Source organism: Oceanobacillus limi (assembly GCF_900111445.1).
GTDB classification, from domain to species: domain Bacteria; phylum Bacillota; class Bacilli; order Bacillales; family Amphibacillaceae; genus Ornithinibacillus; species Ornithinibacillus limi.
This window is the reverse complement of the sequence record NZ_FOHE01000009.1, coordinates 46,559-61,191: the sequence shown is the minus strand read 5'-3', so window position 1 is coordinate 61,191 and position 14,633 is coordinate 46,559. Positions and strand designations below refer to the sequence as shown.

The following is a 14,633-nucleotide window of genomic DNA, read 5'->3' as shown; positions in this document are numbered from 1 at the left end:
CGAAGAAATCATTAAGAGTCTTATATCCAGTTATTAGAAACTGTGAAAAAGGATTACAATAAATTAATTGAGGATATTGATCTAATCGTTATCTAATTAGGTTTTATGAGCATAATGTAATGTCTTAATGTTTGTTAGACTATTATGCTATCACAAAGGAATAGATGACTTTAGGAGTGTTTGAGTAATGAAGCATGGAATGATAGTTACCTTAATAATAGGGATAATTATTATTTTTACTTTGTCTGGATGCAGCTTTATTGAACATGATGAATTGCCTGAGAATGAAGACCTCAAGGAAGTGAATGATGAAAGTAGTGTTATGGAGAAGGTTAAAGATGACGAAAATAGTAATGATTCCCACTTGAATGATGAACAACTTGAAGAAGAACCTGTTGAAGACCCATTAGCTAATTTAATAGAAACTGCACCAGATCTGCCGTCAAGTGCGGAGGAGGTTGTAGAATATCCTACTGGACCGCTAGCGGGGAATGGTAGGTTACAAGGGGAAGAACCAATTATGTCCACTGATGAAATGGTGGAATTCGTTGAAGAAACCCTCCCGCCTATTCCAGAAGATGCAGATGAAGCCTATCTCAATGATTGGTTTAAAGCATATCGTTTTTTATTTGCGGAGAGTTACCCGGACCCTAATCAAATCCTTACTTCCATTAAATTTAATCAGTTCGGACATCCTGAAATGGAGGATGAGCGTTTTCAATTTAAAGATCAAATGAATGTTCTCATCATTTTGGATGTTAGTGGTAGCATGGCCAATATGATGGATGGAAGTACAATGATGGACATCGCCAAAAATTCTATTCGAGAGTTTACTTCTACTTTGCCAGAAGAAGCAAATGTTGGCTTACGGGTTTACGGACATGAAGGAAAACGGACAGGGAAAACAAAGGAAGAGTCCTGTGAATTGACGGAATTAGTGTACGATATACAGCCGTTAGAGTCATCAAGATTCAGTCAAATCATTGATCCATTTGAACCAACCGGCTGGACGCCAATCGCCCTTAGTTTAGAAGAAGCCAAAAAAGATTTTGAGGCATTTCCAGGCGATGAAAATACGAATCTAGTTTATGTTGTCAGTGATGGGGCAGAGACTTGCGGTGGAGATCCTGTACGTGTAGCAGAAGAATTAACGGAATCAGATATCCAACCCATTATTAATGTGATTGGATTTAATGTCGATATGGATGGTCAAAGTCATTTGCGAGAAATTGCCGAAGCAGGTGGTGGACTGTATACAGATGCTGGAAATGAAGAGCAACTAAATGAAGCCTTTGAGCAAGCAAATGAACTATTAAAACAATGGCGCTCATGGAAAATTAATTCGAAAAGAGAAGCTACAAACCAAAGAATTGCTGAAAGACTTGATGCTGGTAAATTCAGAGTAAATTGGAACAATTATCATCGAGATGAAAATGCAATAATGAACCGTGTTTTATTGGATTTAGATAAAGAATATTTAGGAGGACATTTCCGAAGTTTAGATAGCAAAAGATCAGAGTTTTGGGATGTTATAAGGGGGCTTGGAAAAGAATCAGAAGAATATTTGTTAGAGGAAATAGAAAATAATTATTCAGAAATCATGGAGGAAATCAATCAGGAATTTGATGAAAATGTAGGTGAAAATGTAGATGAAAACTAAGTTCTTAACAACTTGTATTTAGGGGTACGAAAAGCGTGAAGGGTGATTGGAAATTTAACGGATGATATTGAAAATGTTCTGAAGGAATTCAAATCTAATTTATCTCCCTAATTAACTGGGAACCAGGGTATACAATTAATTTATGATAAAGTGATTTTCATTCAGTGGGGTTTTCTTCATCCTACACGGATTGTTAGATGAACCAATCGAACAATTACTGGCAGTTAACCCCCCGCTTAACCTCTTTAATTTTACTTAAGTGGGGTCTTACTGCCAGTTATATGCGGGATAAATCTAAATCTTCAAAGCAGGGGATGCGATAACTTGAAATCAATTATGAAAAGTACAGTATATATTTATTTGTTATTGCTATTACTAATCGTTTCTTCATGCTCCTCTGATGATGTTTATGAAGAATTTACGGAAATGAGAGAAACCGCTATGGAACCACCATCAAACATAGAAGAGATTATGGAATATCCAAAAGGAATGCTTGCTGGTAAGGATTATGCACAAGATTAGGAAGAGATGGAAGAGGTTATTAAGTCTCATCTTCCACCGATAGAAGAAGATGTCGAGGAAGCATATTTAGATGACTGGTGGAAAGTATATTACTCTTTAGTAGCTGAGGAATACCCAGATCCAAGAGGGATTTTTGAAGAAAAGGAATTAGAACCATTTGATCATCCAGCACTAGAAGATGATAGGACAAATCGGATGCAAGAACAGATTAACGTTCTTATTTTACTGGATGTAAGTGGTAGTATGAGTAATGAAATAAACAATAGAAAAATGATAGATATTGCGAAAGACTCTATTTTGGAATTCACTGCTGATTTACCTTCTTCTGCTAATGTTGGTTTACGTGTATATGGACATAAAGGAAGTAGCAAGGAAAAAGATAAGGAAATTTCCTGTTCTAGTTCAGAGCTTGTATATGATATACAACCATTTGAAAAAGACGAATTTAAGGATGCTCTAGATCCCTATGAACCTTCTGGTTGGACACCTAAAGCGCGAAGCTTACAAAGAGCTAGTGAGGATTTCAAAAATTTTCCTGCGGAGAACAATGCAAATATCATCTATGTAGTAAGTGATGGGATTGAAACATGTGATGGCGATCCAGTTTCTGTTACTAAATCATTAATGAATACGGAAATTCAGCCTCTCATCAATGTAATTGGCTTTAATGTAGATGATGACGCTCAACAAAAATTACTTGAAATAGCAGAAATGGGACAAGGTGAATATACCTCTGCAGTAAATGAAGAGGATTTGCAAGCAGTTTTTGACCGTGCAGAAGAGATGATTCATCAATGGGAGCAATGGAAGCAGTTGGCAAAAGAAGATATAGAACTTCACAAATCGAGTCAAAGCAATGCTGCAGATGATTTTTATAATGAATGGAAAGAAGTAAATCAACGTGAAAGAAGAAATGTGTTTGGCATTATTAATGATTTAAGAAGTACTGGATATATCACCGAGGAATCGCATAGCTACTTTGCTATTCAGCGGACGAAACGGACCTACAATTATACAGAAATTGGAGAAGAAGCTTATTCTGATTTAATCAAAGACATTAATAATAATTATCAAAAAAATATACAAGAGATTCAAAAAGATCTAGAAGAAATAAATCAATAACTAGAGGAGGAAAATAGAATGGGAACTTCAACCATATTTAAGTGGATAACAGGGGGTTTGGAAGCTTTTTGGGGGATCCCCGTACTAGGAGGATCATTAATTCTTGGCTTAGCATGGACCCCATTAATTTTCATGCTTGTTTTACATATAGTTACATTAATTTTTTCGATTCAAGATAAGAAAAAAATTCACGGGAGTATTACTGGGATCGTTACTTCTTGTTTAGGTTGGATACCTATCCTTGGAATGATTATGCATATTTTAACTGCCATCCTATTACTTATAGATGCTTTTCAAAGTAATAAAGATAACAAACCAGCAGTAGAATAGTCGTAATCTTTATAATAATTTGTGGGAGATTATACAGATCCATACCAACTCTTGAATTCATTAGCTTGATACTTTGGTAATGCAGATATTAAAGAAACTAAATTTAATTTAAAGACCATAAAAATGTGTAAGCTTGTCAAATACAATCAATGGAGAATCCATGATGGATATTGCGAATGTTCTATTCGTCAGTTTACTTCCAATTTTCCAGAACAATCAGATGTAGGACTTAAGGTTTACGGACATGGAGGTCACAGGTCAGGAATAAGCAAAGAACAATCCTGTGAGATTTCAGATTTAGTTATGATATTCAAACTGTAGATTCAACAGTTTTAAATCAAGTAATTGATAGCTTTGAACCAAAAGTTGGACACCAATTCCTTTTAGCCTGAAAGAAGCGAAACGTGATTTTGCAAACTTTCCAGGTGAAGACCATACGAATCTAGTTTATATTGTCAGTGATGGTGCAGAAACATGTGAGGTTAAAAAATACAGAGAGTAAATTGAGGAAATAGATGCGGAATTTAATAAGAATGTTCTAAAAAAGTCATGTGTTAGGTTGGATGTGAATATGGAACGTAAGAAAAGGAATAAGGAGAAAGGTTCAGTCTCCATCGAGTTTGTTTTTGGCAGTATAAATGAATAGAGAGGTACTGGATCGATAACCGAGGAATCGCATAGCATCTTGCCATTCAGAATGAAACAGACCTTTCATAGCTATTCCTAGTAAAATTAAAAGTATGTAAGAAATGTCCCCACCGTAATAAAAGGTGCCATGGGCATTTCTTTTACGGTGAACTTTTTTGGAAATATTTTTTTCAATAGCAGTAGTGGTAGAGCAATGATTACTGCAAATAGATAACTATAGAATAAAATGTAGAGTCCAGTAATCCAGCCGAAAGCTAAACCAAGTAATGCGAATAATTTAATATCACCACCACCCAAAGAATTAGAAACAACAGCAATGAAGAAACATATTCCACCAACAATTAGAAATCCCAGTAAATACGTGAATATATCGTTAAAGTTGATGAGTAAATGATAGATAAGAAAATACGCCATTCCCGGAAATGTAATCCAATTATAAATCAGTCTACTTTTTAGGTCTGTGTATGTAGAGATTAATAGAATAATGGAAATCGGTATAATAATTAATAAGGAAGTCAAAAGTCATCACAGCCTTTAACAGATTTGGTCTTACTATTCAGAATTATACCATTATAACTTCCATTATTCTATTTATTAATAATCGTAAAGTGTAAAGTAATGTTTCTATCCACAGAAAGGTAAGATATTTTTCTAAAACCCCTATAGAGGGGATGTATTGCCTGTCAAATAGCAGGGTGTTCTAAGCCCAAATGAATCCACATATTATTGGGCTTAGCAGCATTCATCTAGCGTCATTTTATTGCATCAATAATCCGTTTCACACCTTCTTCTATTAATGGCCTTGGACAAGCAATATTCATGCGCATAAATCCAGAACCTTCCTTACCATATTCAACGCCTGCATTTAAACCTACTTTAGCTTCTTCAATCATGAATCTTTTTAATTTCTTATCATCTAAACCTAGTGCATTACAGTCAATCCAAAGGAGATAGGTTCCTTCCGAATCGATGACGTTAAGTTGGGTATGTTTACTTAATTGTTCGGAAACATAGTTACGGTTTTCTAAGAGAACGTTTCTCAATTCAAAAAGCCATTGTTCACCATGGTCATAAGCAGCTTCTAGAGCAGTAGTAGCCATTGTATTTAGCATATGATGCCCTTGTTTCCCAAGGTGGTCATTTATATTTTTGCGTTTCTCTTTATCCGTTGTGATGATATAAGAAGCTTGTAATCCAGCAAGATTAAATGTTTTTGACGGTGACATACAAGTAATCGTTTGATTGGCAATATCCTCTGATAAAGAGGCAATAGGTATATGACGCTTATTAGGATAAGTAAGATCGGCATGTATTTCGTCGGAAAAGATCAAGACATCGTGCTTTAAACAAAGTCGAGCCATTTCTACTAATTCTTCTTCCTTCCAAACTCTTCCAACGGGATTATGCGGAGAGCATAAGATAAATGCTTTCACACCTTGTTGTAGCTTACGTTCAAAATCTTCAAAATCAATCTGATAATAATTACCATTCCGAACTAATGGATTTTTGACCACCTGACGATTATGGTTTTCTATCACACTGTAAAAAGGGGTGTATACTGGTGTTTGAATTAAGATTTTGTCATTTGGTTCTGTAAGAGCTTGAACGGCCATGTGTAAGCTTGTAACTACTCCTGGACTAAATGAAAGCCATTCTGTATTGATCTTCCAATCATGATGCTTCTGAACCCAATTTACAACTGTATCTTTCACTAAGTCATCAATAATGGTATAACCATAAATACCATGCTTTGCTCGTTCAATAATCGCTTCATTTACTTCTACAGGTGCTTTGAAATCCATATCAGCTACCCACATTGGTAGTACATCCTTTGATTGAAAAACAGCTTCAAGCATATCCCATTTAACTGATCTAGTGTTTTCACGGTTATGCACCGTTTCAAATAGTGACATAGCGTTAACCCCCATCATATTTATTAATTTAATTATAACGAACAAGCACCGTAATGAAAAAGGATTAAGTCTCTTTGGTGGATATAGGATGGTGTGCTGGAAACGCATATAACTGGCAGTAAGGCTGCCGTTGATAGAAAATTTATTTTATGAGCCAATATGTGTCGAATAGGAGCGGAATAGTGGTATTTATGAGCATAAATTTACTTTTATGATCCAATCCATGTCGGTTATGATTGAACAGTTAAGTTTATGAGCGGAGTAGGTCCGTCTTGGTAACCAGGCACTTTCAGGAAGGGGGATTAAATTCCCATTAAAAAAGAAAAAAAAGCAAAGCGTTAAACGCTTTGCTTACAGGGGGAATACGAGAAAGTCTTACGATATTAGTTATACCCTGTTACAATAAAATTAAACATGTTTTTTAAAGTTTTTTTGATTTCATGAAACATTTTTAGGTTTTGTATACGTTACATAAGTACTTGGTGGGAGAAAAGGGGGAGGAATTAGTGGATGAGGGTCAATTAATTCAACTAGTTAAAGAAAAAGATGAAATAGCCTTTGAGATGTTAGTGGACAAATATAAGCCAGTTGTGGAACGGTTTGCATTTCAATTTGGTATTACACCTGAATATATACCAGATATTGTCCAAGAAACCTTTATTAAAGTTTACCGAAAAATACACCAGTATAACACTGGGAAGCTATCAACCTGGATTTATCGTATTACACTTAATTCAGCTAGAGATCATTTCCGAAAACAAAAGCGTGATCAAAGGCTTCTATCAAAAGCAAAAGAGAAGCAGCACATGGAGGAGAAATACCGATTCTACTTTGAAAAAGAAGAGCATATCTGGTTGCATGAATGCTTGCAGGAACTCGATCCGAAATATCGGACTCCATTAATATTATTTTATTTTCATGACGCTTCATATGAAGAAATTGCAGCAATCTTAAAAATAAAACCATCTGTTGTAAAGACTCGATTACATCGAGCGAAAAGACTTCTTAAAAAGGAGTTTGAAAAGTTCGGAATACAGGAGGTGTATTTGCATGGATGATAAAAACTTTGATGAATTATTGCGTGGAATGAAAGATTCCTATGAAGAAATTCCAGAATTTTTGGATAAACAGGAACTCATCCAAAAGGTAGAGATGAAACAGAAACAATCACTTTGGAAACGTACATTGCCATCGTTAGCTGCTGTTGCAGGCTTGGGTTTGTTTGTCATCATGACGCTTATTTTTATTAATACAGAACCCGAACAAGCGGAACCAGCTGAATCGAATGATACGAATCAAGCGGAAACGGGAGAAGAAATAGAGATAGATGAAGGAGTCGATGAAGAGGAATTAGAGGAATTAGAAGCATATTTAGAAGAGGCAAAGGAAAGGTTCCGAGAAGAGTTAGGCATGGAGAATATTGACGCATTAAATGAAGTGAGTAGAGCACAAGAATCTATCCAAATATTTAAAGATACTCATGCTCAGTCTTTTAAGGTAGATGATGGTAAAACATGGATTGATGATATTTTTATAACCCCGAAAACTGCTATTGCTGAAATGGATCATTATAATCTGGAAGCATACCAAAAGAATCCTGAACAGTTTGAGAGTGATTTACATGGCTTGTATAGTAGACTACGGAATTTCTCTTTTTCTTTCGATAGGTATTTGGGTAGCTTGTTAGCAGAGCATAAAATTGAATTAGCCGAACAACATACAATTCTTAAATCACAAGATGCTTTAGAAACCTATAACGGACCAGAAGAGGTTAAAGAATTTATTCGTGTAATCAAAGAGCAAGGATATGAGATTAATCGTCATCCAGATAAAGATAGGTTATATGTTAGCTTAGATCAAGAACGAATGGCAGAGCATGTTAGTTCTTGGGAAGTTAAAGAATTATACAAGGATTACTTTCTAGTGTTAACAAAAATGGTACAACTACCTACGGATGGGGGGAATTTATTCGGAATAGCATGGGAAGAACAGGACAGCCTTTTATTAGAGTTAGAAGATCTAATGAATGAATACGATGAAGATATTAGTGAGGGTTTTCAGGTAGATATCTATATAAACGCTTCTGAAATATTAAACAACTATATTGGAGCAAACACAAGATATAACAAGCAAATTCCAGAAGAAGTACGCGCCGATTTACAATCATTTGTCGAAAATCACAAGGATTCCATGTATTGGGGTATTGTGAATGAGGCGGTTCAATTGTATCAAGATAATGATTGGAAAAAAATAGACTATCGTATAACGGCTGATGATTTACGAATTTTACTTGACGAAAGATTTCAAGGGATAACCTCTGAAAATATTATGAATGTAGAGGGAAGTGCATTTCATCAGTATCCGTTTAACCTCTATAATGAATACGAGGCTGAACTAGATCAATCAGTACTAGAAGAGTTAAGTGCAGAAGATGTATTGAAGCTTTATGTGTTTTCCGTTGTAGAAGAAGAAGATGTCGACGTATATGGATCCTTACTTTCAGAAGAAAGTAATTTGAGTGATTTAAGCGAAGAAGAACTTCGGGATCAATTAGATAAGGATTGGAATGATTTTTATTCCATTGTATATGAATCAAATCGCATCGTTGTCCAGCGGGCTAAAGAAGACAGCATTACGTATTCATTTGTAACCGGGTACTATATTGATTATAAAGTAGCCGGAAATATTACAATGAAAAAGGAAGAAGGAATTTGGAAAGTATCGGATTATGAATTTTCAGAGTGAATAAAGTGAATCTTCCGGATCAGTGTTTTTTTCCAAATTGTTAGATGAATGAATCGGACTTTTACTGCCAGTCTTATGCGGGAAAAATGTATCCTATAAAAAATGCGGCTGCTCTTTTGATATGCAGCCGCATTTTTCTATGCTATTTTAATCTTTTTTCTAGTTCTTCCTTTTCCTTTTCAAAGCCAGGTTTACCAAGTAATGCAAACATATTTTTCTTATATGCCTCTACACCTGGTTGATCAAATGGATTCACTCCGAGTAAATAACCACTTAGTGCACAGGCTTTTTCGAAAAAGTATACCATGTAGCCGAACGTAAACGCATCGAGTTTTGGTAATTCAATTACTAGGTTAGGAACATTGCCATCCGTATGGGCTAATAAAGTTCCTTGATAGGCTTTATCATTTATTTCATGAATCGATTTACCTGCTAAATAGTTTAATCCGTCAGAATTTCCTTCGTCAGCTTCTAAAGTCATCTCTTTTTTCGGATTGTTTACATGTAATACGGTTTCAAATAAATCCCGTCGTCCATCCTGGATGTACTGCCCTAATGAATGGAGGTCTGTCGTGAAGTTAGCAGAAGCAGGGAATATCCCTTTTTGATCTTTTCCTTCACTTTCTCCAAACAATTGCTTCCACCATTCTGCAAAATACTGTAGGTGTGGCTCGTAGTTTACAAGCATTTCAATTGTTTTTCCTTTGTTATACAAAACATTCCTTACGGCTGCATATTGATAGGCTGCATTATTGGATAGGGAAGGCTCATTAAAGTCATTCATTGCTTGTTTGGCACCTTGCATCATTTCATCAATAGCTACTCCACTGACTGCAATTGGTAACAATCCAACAGCTGTTAGTACAGAGAAGCGTCCACCGACATCATCCGGGATAACAAATGTTTCATAGCCTTCTTCATTTGCTACTGTTTTTAAAGCACCTTTTTCTTTATCGGTCGTAGCATAGATGCGTTTTTTCGCTTCCTCTTTACCGTACTTTTCCTCTAGATATCTCTTAAATATACGAAATGCAATGGCCGGTTCTGTTGTCGTACCACTTTTTGAAATAATATTAATGGATACATCTTTTCCTTCTAATACATCAAATAATTCTTGCATGTAAGTAGAACTCATATGATGCCCTACGAATATGACTTGTGGAGCTTGACGGTCATTTTTTGAAAGTAAATTTTGGAATGAGTGGTTTAACATTTCGAGTGCTGCTTTTGCCCCTAAATAGGAACCACCAATACCAATCACTAGCAATACATCTGAGTCACTTTTAATTTTTTCTGCCGACGCTTTAATACGGCTGTATTCTTCTCTATCATAGTTTTCTGGTAGGTTAATCCATCCTAGAAAATCATTTCCTGGGCCGGTTTTATTATGTAACGCTTCATGGGCAACCTTAACGAAGCCTTCTAGGTTGTCAATTTCTTGTTGATTAAAAAAAGACATTGCATTATCATATGAAAATTGAATATGTGTCATGTTTGTCCTCCTCTTGAGAAAATTCTTCTCTACTGGTTGTTTTGTTCCTTTTTTAACTTTATCGAAGTAGTGGTATGAAATCAAGAAAGAGCCTAGCCATATTTTGTCGATTTTTCAACAAATCCATACAAATATGCTAAAAAGCTAATGGATGTAGTTTTTGAGATGATGCAACTTATGTTTACCTTCATGTCTTGTATGAAGGAAGATTATACGGTTTCACGCTGCACTCATGCCTTCATCCTTTGTATAAAGGAAGTTTCCCCTAGATTCACGATACAAATGTAGCAATAAAAAAAGCCTTCCCTACCACTATGTCTGCCATAGACGAATAATGATAGTAAGAAAGCCTTTTTCCACCTTTAGTTTTTAGTCGTTCCTTCACGACCTTCAGATTGTTCAATCCACTCTTCTAGCTTTTCTTTCAGTGTATTAAATCCAGAAGCATTATCTTCAGTCTGCTGTTTTACAGGTTTTTTAGATTGTGTTTTTGGACGTTTCTTTGGTGGTTCTTCTGTAGCGCGGATAGAAAGGGAAACTTTGTTTTTTTCTTCATCTACATTAAGGATTTTAACATTAACCTCGTCCCCAACAGTTAAATGTTCATTGATGTCTTTTACATAACCATGCGTAACTTCTGATATATGAACTAACCCTTGTGTCTCATCATCTAATGCAACAAAAGCACCATATGGTTGGATTCCAGTAACTTTTCCTTGTAATATTTGACCAGTCTCAAACTTGTCTGTCATGCTGAACAACTCCTATACCTATTTTCGATTCTTTTCACACAATAAACAATTTTATCATAAGTTTTCCGTTGTGGCAAAAAGTAAGAGAAACTACCACGCTTCTATCGTAACGAGTATATCACCTTTTTCTAACTGAAAGTCTGCAGGTGGATTTAACCTCCAGTTATCTTCTCGTATTATCCCAATCAACAGATAATCTTTCTCTTTTATTTTTGTCATAACGTGAATAAATGATTTCTTTTCAAATTCCTGTGGAAGTGCAAATTGATGAAATTGATTGTTAGCTAGTAATTGAATGATCGATTCAAAAGGTTTGGATTTTGTTTTGTAAATTTCATGAAATAGCAAGGAACTCATGAAGTCGTTTGGTCGAAGAATGGTATTGGCTCCAGCTCGTAAGGCATTTTCTATTTGATTAGCTGAAAGAATTTCTACGACAATCGGTACACTCTTATTATTCCCCCTAGTTGCAACGGTAGCTAATATGGTGAAATGGTCTGCTTGTTTTTCATTTTTAGAACTATCAGCTGTAATGACAATTCGACTTGCCTCGGGGATATTGGCCTTTTGTAGGATAAAGTCATCTGTAGCATCACCGTGAATAAAATGCACTGGAATTTGTTGATAGGATATATGTTGTAGAGTTTGATCGATAAGGATAATATCGATCTTCTTATCATGCCTTCTAATTAATTCAACTAATTTCTTTGTTCGTTCATTCCATCCGACAATGACAATATGATCGGTCCCATGATACGCAACCTTGCCATCTGATAAATCCTCTTCGTGTTTAACTGTATATGCTGAAAACATAGCAATATAAAAGGTAATAACGCCTCCTCCTGAAAGAATTAACAACATTCCAATAATCCTTCCAGTTGTACTAAGTGGAACGTAATCACCATAGCCTACTGTTGACCCAGTGACAATTGCCCACCAAATGCCATCAAAAACAGTTGGAAATTGCTCTGGCTCGATAAGGTGTATGATTGTCCCGAACAAGAGAGTGATGGATAATATAGTAATGATTAATCTTGCGGGCACCGGTAATCTAAAATAAAAATGCTTAAATTGTTCAATGATCATCGTCTCACCTAGAATCTAAAGGGTATATCTTAGTATAGACATTGAAATCATTGAATTATACAAAAGTAAAAAACCCATCATTTACAGATGGGCGAACCGTTAGCTTAGTTTTTGTTTTAAGCTTTCATATACATCATTCCAAAAGTCTCTATTTTCCCGAAAGTTACGTGTAATAAATAATAACATTTCCCGAAATTTTTCTTCATAATCTTCCGTATCGTTTGGAGGAAGGTTCTCTTTCGCATTATCAAAAAACGCTTGTATTTTTTCAGCGCGGGGCCCCCATTTTGCAACTTCATTGCCATCTTGGTCAATAAAAATGAAAATTGGGATAGAGCGAGATTTTCCATTTGTTAAATATTGATCCATGAGTTCCAAGTTTTGATCACGCAAAAGCATCCGCACAGACATATTTGTCTTCTCAGCTAAGCGAAGCAAAATGGGAATATTTAACATGGCGTCTCCACACCAATCTTCGGTCAATGCAATGACACGTAAATTTTTTTTGCTTAATTGTTGAAAAAACGTCGTATCTTCAGGCGGGGTGAAATGGTCATATATGTGTAATAAATTATCTTTATGTTGTTCCATAGATTCAATATAGGTGTCTGTAGAAATTGCTTGATCATACCATTGATTTAATGATGTCAATTTAGACAACTCCTTTTCCAATATATGTGATTGAAGGTTATAAGGTTATACTAATTGTAATCATTAACGTTTCACAGGTAAACAAATGTGCTCTTGTACCTAATTTTTGCTATGATAAATAAAGAGTTTACATGCATTTAGTATAGGAGGATGATTATGGAAAAATCAAATAGGGATTTCTTAATTGAGTTATTGAAGACACCTTCCCCATCTAGTGATGAAGTAGCAATACAAAAAAAGTGGATTCATTATGTTAAAGATTTTGCCGATGAAATCAAAACGGACAATGCTGGAAATGCTATTGGAGTACTTAATCCAGATGCGCCTTTTAAAGTTTTGTTAGCAGGTCACTGTGATGAGATTGCACTTGTTATTAACCGAATTGATGAAGATGGATTTCTTCACTTTGACAAAATGGGAGGAATCAATCCGAAAGCGGCTGTTGGTATGAAAACAACAGTATTAGGGTATTCCAAAGAGATTACAGGGGTTATTGGAGTTAATGCCCAACATCACGGTGGATTAAAAGATAAATTTGGCTTAGAAGACTTGTTTATCGATTGTGGTTTTAAGTCGAAAGAGGAAGCTGAAAAGTTTGTGAAAATAGGAGATTTGGTTGTCTACAAAACAGAACCGGAGAATTTAATGGATCGTTATCTTTCTGGGCGAGGGTTGGACAATCGGACAGGCGCCTTTATTGTGGCAGAAGTGTTCCGTAAGTTGAAAGAAACAGGCTGTAATGTAGGTGTCTATGCAGCAAGTACGGTTAACGAAGAAACAAACATGGGTGGTGCTTATTTTGCTGCTGCAGGTCTTGAACCTACAATGGCAATTGCTTGTGATGTTACCTTTGCAACCGATTATCCAGGTGTGAATAAAAACAAGCATGGAGATATTAAGCTAGAGGGGGGACCAGTTCTAGCTAAAGGTGCACCAATCAACAGAAAGATTAATCAATTATTAGAGCAAACAGCCAAAAAATTAAATATGGATGTCCAATATGAACTGACTCCCCGCATGACAGGGACAGATGCAGATAAAATGCGTTTAACGGGTAGAGGTGTCCCAGTTTCACTAGTATCCCTACCATTAAGATATATGCATTCCCCAGTTGAAACGGTAAGTTTTCAGGATATTGATGAAGAAATTGAATTACTAGTTAAGATGATTTCTAATTTGACTGGAAATGAAAGCTTAAATCCTTTGGATGACTAAATTTTTCTTTTGCCTTAGCTCGATTAGGAGCTAAGGTTTTTAGTTACATAAGCGATTATGAAATCAATTGCGTGTGGGTAGTTTATTGGCAGGAACAGCCATGTTCATCTTTAAGGCAACGCCCAGTAAAGAAATATTAAAGAAAAGCTTCGTAACCTTTGTTCCGAGTTAGCAAAGGAACAATACTTCCCTTTCCTGAAAATTCCAATAGAGGTTAAGAGTTTACCAACTTTCCTGATTATGGAAAGTTTTCGTTTTCGGTTACAAAAGGTATAGTTCATACACGTATGACTTAAGTACCGTTATGTAACAACCAAAACTGATACGGAAACACCAAATTACAATAGAATCGATTTATTTTTCTAAGAAAAAGTTCCTACGTATTCAAAAACATCGGTTAATCCAAATTTGCCAAAACCAAATATAGTATTTTTTCATCATTTTTATTTCCAATAGAAGGAAAGCGAAGAACTAGTTTTAAAGTTTTACGGCCCTTT

Annotated in this window: 13 protein-coding genes; 7 read left to right on the top strand and 6 right to left on the bottom strand. The window is 35.6% G+C overall.

Annotated features, from left to right (window positions below):
- The first annotated feature begins 187 nt into the window (after positions 1 to 187).
- From BMX40_RS10910 to BMX40_RS10895, 4 genes are all read left to right on the top strand, one after another.
- Positions 188 to 1,660, top strand: a complete 1,473-nt coding sequence (locus BMX40_RS10910; RefSeq protein ID WP_090869783.1) for a VWA domain-containing protein — start codon at positions 188 to 190, stop codon at positions 1,658 to 1,660.
- A 336-nt stretch (positions 1,661 to 1,996) separates the two neighbouring features.
- Positions 1,997 to 2,182: a hypothetical protein gene (locus tag BMX40_RS10905; RefSeq protein ID WP_170840758.1), complete on the top strand. Its 186-nt coding sequence runs from the start codon at positions 1,997 to 1,999 to the stop codon at positions 2,180 to 2,182.
- Between the two features lie 6 nt (positions 2,183 to 2,188).
- The gene (locus tag BMX40_RS10900; RefSeq protein ID WP_090869779.1) at positions 2,189 to 3,304 is read left to right on the top strand and encodes a vWA domain-containing protein; all 1,116 of its coding nucleotides are present in this window, start codon (positions 2,189 to 2,191) and stop codon (positions 3,302 to 3,304) included.
- Positions 3,305 to 3,322: 18 nt separating this feature from the next.
- On the top strand, positions 3,323 to 3,634 hold the full coding sequence (locus BMX40_RS10895) for a hypothetical protein (protein WP_090869777.1): 312 nt from the start codon (positions 3,323 to 3,325) through the stop codon (positions 3,632 to 3,634).
- 732 nt (positions 3,635 to 4,366) lie between these two features.
- Here BMX40_RS10895 and BMX40_RS10890 read toward each other — a convergent pair.
- Positions 4,367 to 4,801: a prepilin peptidase gene (locus BMX40_RS10890; RefSeq protein ID WP_090869774.1), complete on the bottom strand. Its 435-nt coding sequence runs from the start codon at positions 4,799 to 4,801 to the stop codon at positions 4,367 to 4,369.
- Positions 4,802 to 5,034: 233 nt separating this feature from the next.
- The gene (locus BMX40_RS10885; protein ID WP_090869772.1) at positions 5,035 to 6,195 is read right to left on the bottom strand and encodes a MalY/PatB family protein; all 1,161 of its coding nucleotides are present in this window, start codon (positions 6,193 to 6,195) and stop codon (positions 5,035 to 5,037) included.
- A gap of 506 nt (positions 6,196 to 6,701) precedes the next feature.
- On the opposite strand from BMX40_RS10885, the gene BMX40_RS10880 reads away from it, so the two are divergent.
- Entirely contained in the window at positions 6,702 to 7,253 is a 552-nt protein-coding gene (locus BMX40_RS10880) for an RNA polymerase sigma factor (protein ID WP_244513492.1), read from the top strand.
- Positions 7,246 to 8,940: a hypothetical protein gene (locus tag BMX40_RS10875; RefSeq protein ID WP_090869770.1), complete on the top strand. Its 1,695-nt coding sequence runs from the start codon at positions 7,246 to 7,248 to the stop codon at positions 8,938 to 8,940. The genes BMX40_RS10880 and BMX40_RS10875 overlap by 8 nt, the downstream gene beginning before the upstream one ends.
- Before the next feature lie 142 nt (positions 8,941 to 9,082).
- Here BMX40_RS10875 and BMX40_RS10870 read toward each other — a convergent pair whose 3' ends face one another.
- From BMX40_RS10870 to BMX40_RS10855, 4 genes are all read right to left on the bottom strand, one after another.
- Positions 9,083 to 10,432, bottom strand: coding sequence for a glucose-6-phosphate isomerase (locus BMX40_RS10870; RefSeq protein WP_090869769.1), 1,350 nt, complete (start codon positions 10,430 to 10,432; stop codon positions 9,083 to 9,085).
- A 362-nt stretch (positions 10,433 to 10,794) separates the two neighbouring features.
- Positions 10,795 to 11,184: a S1 domain-containing post-transcriptional regulator GSP13 gene (gene yugI, locus BMX40_RS10865; protein ID WP_090869767.1), complete on the bottom strand. Its 390-nt coding sequence runs from the start codon at positions 11,182 to 11,184 to the stop codon at positions 10,795 to 10,797.
- Positions 11,185 to 11,274: 90 nt separating this feature from the next.
- Entirely contained in the window at positions 11,275 to 12,270 is a 996-nt protein-coding gene (locus BMX40_RS10860; RefSeq protein ID WP_090869764.1) for a potassium channel family protein, read from the bottom strand.
- Between the two features lie 99 nt (positions 12,271 to 12,369).
- Entirely contained in the window at positions 12,370 to 12,921 is a 552-nt protein-coding gene (locus BMX40_RS10855) for a thioredoxin family protein (protein ID WP_090869762.1), read from the bottom strand.
- 156 nt (positions 12,922 to 13,077) lie between these two features.
- On the opposite strand from BMX40_RS10855, the gene BMX40_RS10850 reads away from it, so the two are divergent.
- A complete protein-coding gene (locus BMX40_RS10850; RefSeq protein WP_090869760.1) occupies positions 13,078 to 14,136 on the top strand; it encodes a M20/M25/M40 family metallo-hydrolase in 1,059 nt (352 codons plus the stop codon).
- Positions 14,137 to 14,633: the final 497 nt, after the last annotated feature.

Coding starts and splice junctions, on each gene's coding strand:
- BMX40_RS10895 (WP_090869777.1), top strand. CDS start 3,323: ATGGGAACTTCAACCATATTTAAGTGGATAACAGGGGGTTTGGAAGCT.
- BMX40_RS10910 (WP_090869783.1), top strand. CDS start 188: ATGAAGCATGGAATGATAGTTACCTTAATAATAGGGATAATTATTATT.
- yugI (WP_090869767.1), bottom strand. CDS start 11,184: ATGACAGACAAGTTTGAGACTGGTCAAATATTACAAGGAAAAGTTACT.
- BMX40_RS10905 (WP_170840758.1), top strand. CDS start 1,997: ATGAAAAGTACAGTATATATTTATTTGTTATTGCTATTACTAATCGTT.
- BMX40_RS10875 (WP_090869770.1), top strand. CDS start 7,246: ATGGATGATAAAAACTTTGATGAATTATTGCGTGGAATGAAAGATTCC.
- BMX40_RS10900 (WP_090869779.1), top strand. CDS start 2,189: ATGGAAGAGGTTATTAAGTCTCATCTTCCACCGATAGAAGAAGATGTC.
- BMX40_RS10860 (WP_090869764.1), bottom strand. CDS start 12,270: ATGATCATTGAACAATTTAAGCATTTTTATTTTAGATTACCGGTGCCC.
- BMX40_RS10885 (WP_090869772.1), bottom strand. CDS start 6,195: ATGTCACTATTTGAAACGGTGCATAACCGTGAAAACACTAGATCAGTT.
- BMX40_RS10850 (WP_090869760.1), top strand. CDS start 13,078: ATGGAAAAATCAAATAGGGATTTCTTAATTGAGTTATTGAAGACACCT.
- BMX40_RS10870 (WP_090869769.1), bottom strand. CDS start 10,432: ATGACACATATTCAATTTTCATATGATAATGCAATGTCTTTTTTTAAT.